Here is a 5683-nt window from a genome sequence, read left to right as displayed (position 1 = left end):
GTGTCGGCATTAGTGTCGGGGCGCGATGTTCGCTATTCAGGTTTCAACCGAGTGCTCGATACTAAACGAAATATTGGCTCTTTAGTTAAACCCGCGGTGTACTTAACAGCCCTGCAGTTACCACATTATAACTTAGCCACATTACTTGATGACTCCCCTGTGCAGGTAACAAATGAGCAGGGTAAAGTGTGGCAACCTGAGAACTTTGATCACCAATACCGGGGTGCATTGCCACTTTATAAAGCCTTTAGTAACAGTATTAATATTCCTGCGGTAAATTTAGGCCTAGATGTAGGTGTTGATAAAGTTGCAAATACGCTCAAAGGATTAGGCGCAAAAGGTAATATAGATGAATACCCCTCGCTGCTACTTGGTGCTGTAGAAATGTCGAGCTTTGAGGTTGCCCAGCTTTATACCACTATCGCAGCAGATGGCGAGTATAGAGAACTTACCTCTGTATCTGCCCTTACAGACTCGGTAGGTAACGTGTTGTATAAGCATAAAGTTAAGTCTGAGCCGCGCTTTGCAAAAGACGCTGTATATATGACTAAATATGCCATGAAGCGAGTGACAAAAGACGGCACCGCTAAGCGTTTAAATTTACACTTTCCATCAATTCAGCTTGCCGGTAAAACAGGCACTAGTAATGATTTACGTGATAGCTGGTTTGCAGGGTTTGATCAAAACACAGTGACCGTTGCATGGCTTGGTAGAGACGATAATAGAAGCACCGGTTTAACAGGGAGTGTGGGCGCGTTAGAAGCTTATATTCGTTACTTAAAACCGCTCAACCCTGAAGCAATAGCAGATACACGTCCGCCGTCAATAAGATGGGCTTTCGTCAATGAAAGAACGGGGTTACAAGCACCGCCCGGATGCGGAAAAGTCATTCAGTTACCACTAAGAGCCAGTGAGTTTGAACCTAGGCCGCAGTGTATACGCTAATAAAATAAAACCTTAATAATAAAACCGCTAACTCAGCGGTTTTATTATATTTAGCTTACCTATCAAGATTTAAAAAACTGCATTGATTTAGTTAAGTCATCAGATAGCTGACTAAGTTGCTGTGCGTCTTGCAGTGTAGATTGTGCAGAGAGAAGAGTGTGATCTGCTAAGTTACTGACTTCTTGTGCATCAGTTAATGCTTGGGTGGTTGCGTTAGATTGCTCTTTAACCCGCAGTGCTATCTCTTCGCCTTGGTGTTTTATATCGCCCATGCTTTGCTCTGCACTTTGTAAAATATCGTTTGTTTCGGTGGCGGCTTTTACCGATTGTTCCATCTTCTGGACACTTGAGCGCATTTTTTGTTGTGTATCGTCAGAAGCTTGTTGGAGTGAGCTAATTATTTGGTGAATTTCTTGGGTTTGAGTTTGTGTACGCTGCGCAAGGGTTCTTACTTCATCAGCTACCACGGCAAAACCACGGCCATGTTCACCGGCTCGTGCGGCTTCTATTGCTGCGTTTAGGGCTAATAAATTAGTTTGATCGGCTATTTCGCTAATGCCTTTACTTACTTTACTAATTTCTTGGCTATCTTGAGCTAGTCTATCTAAGGCTTGTTGGCTTTCGGCAAATTCAACTTGAAGGTCTTGCATGTATTTGGCAAGTTCCATGGTGTTGTTAGAGCCTTGCTTTACATGTTGCGCGGCATCTTGCGCTGTTAACATCGCTTGATTAGCAAACTCTTCTACACTCACTGCACTTTGCTCCATATTACTTAGTGCATCATGAATAGCGTTTACCCGTATTTGCTGTTTTTCAACATCGTTACTCGTTTGGCTGCTTGTCTGTGAAAGCGATTTTGTGGCGCCGCATAGCTCCACAGTACTTGCTTTTACATTCTCTAAAAGTTTTGAAAAGGCATTAAGAAGTGCGTTATATCGCGCTGCAATAATATCCATTTCATCATTAGTACTTGAGTTGATAACCGCATTTAAGTCGCCACTTGCTGCTCTTTGCGCAGCTTCGGCAAAGCGATTAATGGTATCGACCACAGCAAAGTAAAAACCTATCATCAAGTAAAACGCAAAGAGTAAACTTATTACAGATGCTGCTAATACTGTGTTTCTGATCCACTGCTGTGTTTGAAGTTTATTTTCAATAAGGGTTTCAAGGGTAGGGATGCTTTTATCAATTAGTTGGCTAATACGACTAAGCACTTGGCTGGTAAGCCCTGCAAATTCGTTTTGTGTAAGCTGTATATCATCTGGTTCAAGCAGCTTTTTATCAATGGCTGTTTTAAAAGCGGCTATGGCGTTATGTAAATTAGTGAGAGAGGGCGTCAGTGCTTTATTTACAGATGCATCGGCCGTGGTGGCAATTGTAAGTATTTTATCGAGTTGCTGCTGGTACAAAGGTAGCGACTTACTTAAGTTTGAAAGCGCAATAAAAGTCTCTGGTGTAAAACGCTGATTAGTAAGAACAGTATTAGCGCTTTGCGCTGTCGCATTTATCTGCATGATAAGCGCAGGTATAGGCGTAACTAATGCGCGATTAACATAAGCACTCGCAAGTTGGTTATCTAAGGCCAAATTAGACTGTATTGAAACCAGCTCAAGTACGTCATTCATTTGCTCATCTTTTACATTAAAACCACGTGCTTTAGCTACTTTTACATTTTTATAGGTTTCACCCTGCATTTGATTTGCAAGAATGTCTCTGTAGCTCAGTAAACCTTGTTTTTGCATTTGAGAGACGCTTATACTCTCGCTTAATAAAGAGACTAAAAAAAACAAACTAAGCGCAAGGGGTAATAATAAAATACCAAAAACTAAACCAATTTTAGTTTTATATTTTAAGTTGCCCATTAATAATATAGCAGGTGCTGCTAAGTGCCTTAAGCTCGTCATACGTTTCTCTTGTGGGGTAAAAGTGAGTCTAAAAAGTGAGACCGTATAAAGGCTAAAAACCATTCAATTATCAGTACGCACAAATAAAAAAAGCCCGTAAGGGCTTTTTTTAACTACAGAGTTAATAACGCACATTATTAACACATGTATTGGATGCTTATAGCTTAGCGAAGGCGCGCTCTGCAGCTTCAATAGTCGCTTGTACTTCTTGCTCTGTGTGCGCAGCACACACAAAGCCTGCTTCAAATGCAGAAGGTGCTAGGTATACGCCTTCTTCCAGCATTAAGTGGAAAAAGCGTTTAAAGCGTTCTAAATCACATTCTGTAGCTTGTTTATAAGTGGTTACTTTTTCAGCTTCAGTGAAGAAAAAGCCATACATACCGCCTGCGTAGTTAGTGGTTAAAGGAATGCCTGCTTTTTTAGCGCCTGCTTCAAAACCTTCACAAATAGCTTTAGAAGTAGCTTCTAACTTATCGTGCAAACCTGGTTCACTTAATAGCTCTAGCGATTTTAAACCCGCAGCCATTGCAATAGGGTTACCAGAAAGAGTACCAGCTTGGTAAACCGGACCTACTGGCGCAATGTAATCCATAATTTCGGTTTTGCCGCCAAAGGCACCAACAGGCATGCCGCCACCAATGACTTTACCTAAACATGTTAAGTCAGGTTTTATGTTGTAATACGCCTGAGCGCCACCTAATGCAACACGAAAACCGGTCATTACTTCGTCAAAAATAAGCACCGATTTGTACTCATCACATACTGCACGCAAGCCTTCTAAAAAGCCTTCTACAGGAGGAATACAGTTCATGTTACCCGCTACTGGCTCAACGATAATACAGGCAATGTCGTCTGCGTATTTTTCAAATACCGCTTTTACTTCATCAAGGTTATTAAACGATACGGTAAGTGTGTGCTTTGCAAAATCCTCAGGGATACCAGGTGAATTTGGCACACCCATGGTTAATGCGCCAGAGCCAGCTTTTACTAATAATGAGTCGGCATGGCCGTGGTAACAACCTTCAAACTTAAGGATTTTATCACGCCCTGTATAGCCACGAGCTAAGCGAATGGCGCTCATTGTTGCTTCTGTTCCTGAGCTTACCATGCGTACTTTTTCGATTGATGGGACAAGCGCTTTTACTTTTTCGGCCATTAAAATTTCAGCTTCAGTGGGCGCCCCATAACTTAAACCGTTTTCTACCGCTTCGTGAACAGCTTGCTTTATAGCTGGGTGGTTATGGCCCATGATCATCGGACCCCACGAGCCTACGTAATCAATATAACGGTTGCCATCGGCATCAAAGGTAAATGCACCCTCGGCTTTGGTAATAAATAGTGGCGTGCCACCTACACCGTTAAATGCACGTACAGGTGAATTTACGCCACCAGGAATTGAAGTTTGTGCACGATTAAATAAATCTTGGCTAATTGTCATGAAAAATCCTATTAGTTGTCGCTTGGTAAAAGTGTTTAGCTGTCGCGTTTGCGGCTAAACCAAGGTACGTCTACTTCATATTGCTCGACTTTGTTTTCTACGCCGAGGGTTAAAGCAAACAGTGCCATACGAATTAACACGCCATTTTGTACTTGGCGGAATATAGCTAAATTGTCGTTACTGTTTAAGTCGTTATCAAGCTCATTAGCTTCTAAACGGCTATCGCGTGGGAGCGGGTGCATAAGCACGGAATTTGGCTTACAGTGCGCGTTATAAATTGATTGGCTAATTCTAAAGCCGCCACGGTATTTATTAGCCTCTTCTTGTGAAGGAAAGCGCTCTTCTTGAATACGTGTTTGGTACACAATATCGGCTGCTAAGTTCCCTTCCATTTTGTTGACTAATTGTATTTTATGGCCTGCATTTTCTACCGCATCTAAAATACTCGTTGGCATTTGCAGGCCATCGGGCGCCACCATCGAAAATTTTACGTTTTTGTAATGGCACAATAATTTAGATAATGAATGTACTGTGCGTCCATATTTTAAATCGCCAACTAAGGCGATATGCATGCCATCAATGTTTTGATCAAATCGGTTGAGTTCGCGCTCAATAGTAAGCAAGTCAAGTAGTGCTTGAGTAGGGTGCTCGTTTGGGCCATCACCTCCGTTAATTACCGGTACGGTACAACCGTCTGCAAATTCGCTTACCGAGCCTGCATCAGGGTGGCGCATAGCAACGGCATCAGCGTACGCTGAAATAACGCGCGCAGTGTCGTAAAGCGATTCGCCTTTAGCAAGGGCTGAGCTTTGCATGCCGGTTGTTTCGCGCACGCCACCGCCTAGTAAATTAAAGGCAGTACCAAAGCTTACACGCGTACGCGTGCTTGGTTCAAAAAACAAATTAGCTAAAATAGCGCCTTCTAGCACTGTTGTTTGCTTTTGTTTTTTAGCATAAGGCTCCATTTTTTTCGCTACTGCAAAAATACGCTCAATGCAGTCTCTGTCGAGTTGATTTACCGACAGTATATGTTCACCTTGGAAACTTAACATGGGGTTATTCCTAATCAATCAAAGGGGCGCGATAATCCATAAAAATGGGGCACGCAATCGCGCGTGTTATAGCAAGTATTGTAAATTGCAGCGCAGTTTAACATGCGCTACACAGCTTATAAATTAGGTTTTATTACCGCAAGCGTAACAATAATTAGCAGCGCAATAACTGGGAGCTCATTAAAAATACGATAAAAGCGGTCCGTTTTGGTATTTCTGTCGTGTTTAAAGTTGCTCAGTAATTTAAAGCAGTAGCCGTGATATAGATATAAAATAATGACCAGTACTAGTTTGTAGTGCAGCCACATGCTGTATCTAAACCACTCACGGCCATATTCTACAAT

Annotated in this window: 5 protein-coding genes; 1 reads left to right on the top strand and 4 read right to left on the bottom strand. The window is 42.2% G+C overall.

The window, feature by feature from the left end; translation table 11 throughout:
- On the top strand, positions 1–945 hold a 945-nt coding region (locus L650_RS0117055), incomplete at its 5' end, for a penicillin-binding transpeptidase domain-containing protein (RefSeq protein WP_029773857.1).
- A 62-nt stretch (positions 946–1007) separates the two neighbouring features.
- On the opposite strand, the gene L650_RS0117050 is transcribed toward L650_RS0117055, so the two are convergent.
- The 4 genes from L650_RS0117050 to L650_RS0117030 all read right to left on the bottom strand — a co-directional run.
- Entirely contained in the window at positions 1008–2849 is a 1842-nt protein-coding gene (locus tag L650_RS0117050) for a methyl-accepting chemotaxis protein (RefSeq protein ID WP_029773856.1), read from the bottom strand.
- Between the two features lie 157 nt (positions 2850–3006).
- A complete protein-coding gene (hemL, locus tag L650_RS0117040; RefSeq protein ID WP_029773855.1) occupies positions 3007–4287 on the bottom strand; it encodes a glutamate-1-semialdehyde 2,1-aminomutase in 1281 nt (426 codons plus the stop codon).
- Between the two features lie 35 nt (positions 4288–4322).
- Positions 4323–5339, bottom strand: coding sequence for an aspartate carbamoyltransferase (locus L650_RS0117035; RefSeq protein WP_004587156.1), 1017 nt, complete (start codon positions 5337–5339; stop codon positions 4323–4325).
- 116 nt (positions 5340–5455) lie between these two features.
- Positions 5456–5683, bottom strand: a 228-nt coding sequence (locus L650_RS0117030) for a CopD family protein (protein ID WP_029773854.1), incomplete at its 5' end; no start/stop codon positions are given.

The sequence above is a fragment of the Pseudoalteromonas sp. TB51 genome (assembly GCF_000498055.1).
GTDB lineage: Bacteria > Pseudomonadota > Gammaproteobacteria > Enterobacterales > Alteromonadaceae > Pseudoalteromonas > Pseudoalteromonas atlantica.
Note: the sequence above shows the minus strand (reverse complement) of the source record. Positions and strands in the feature narration are given on the sequence as shown.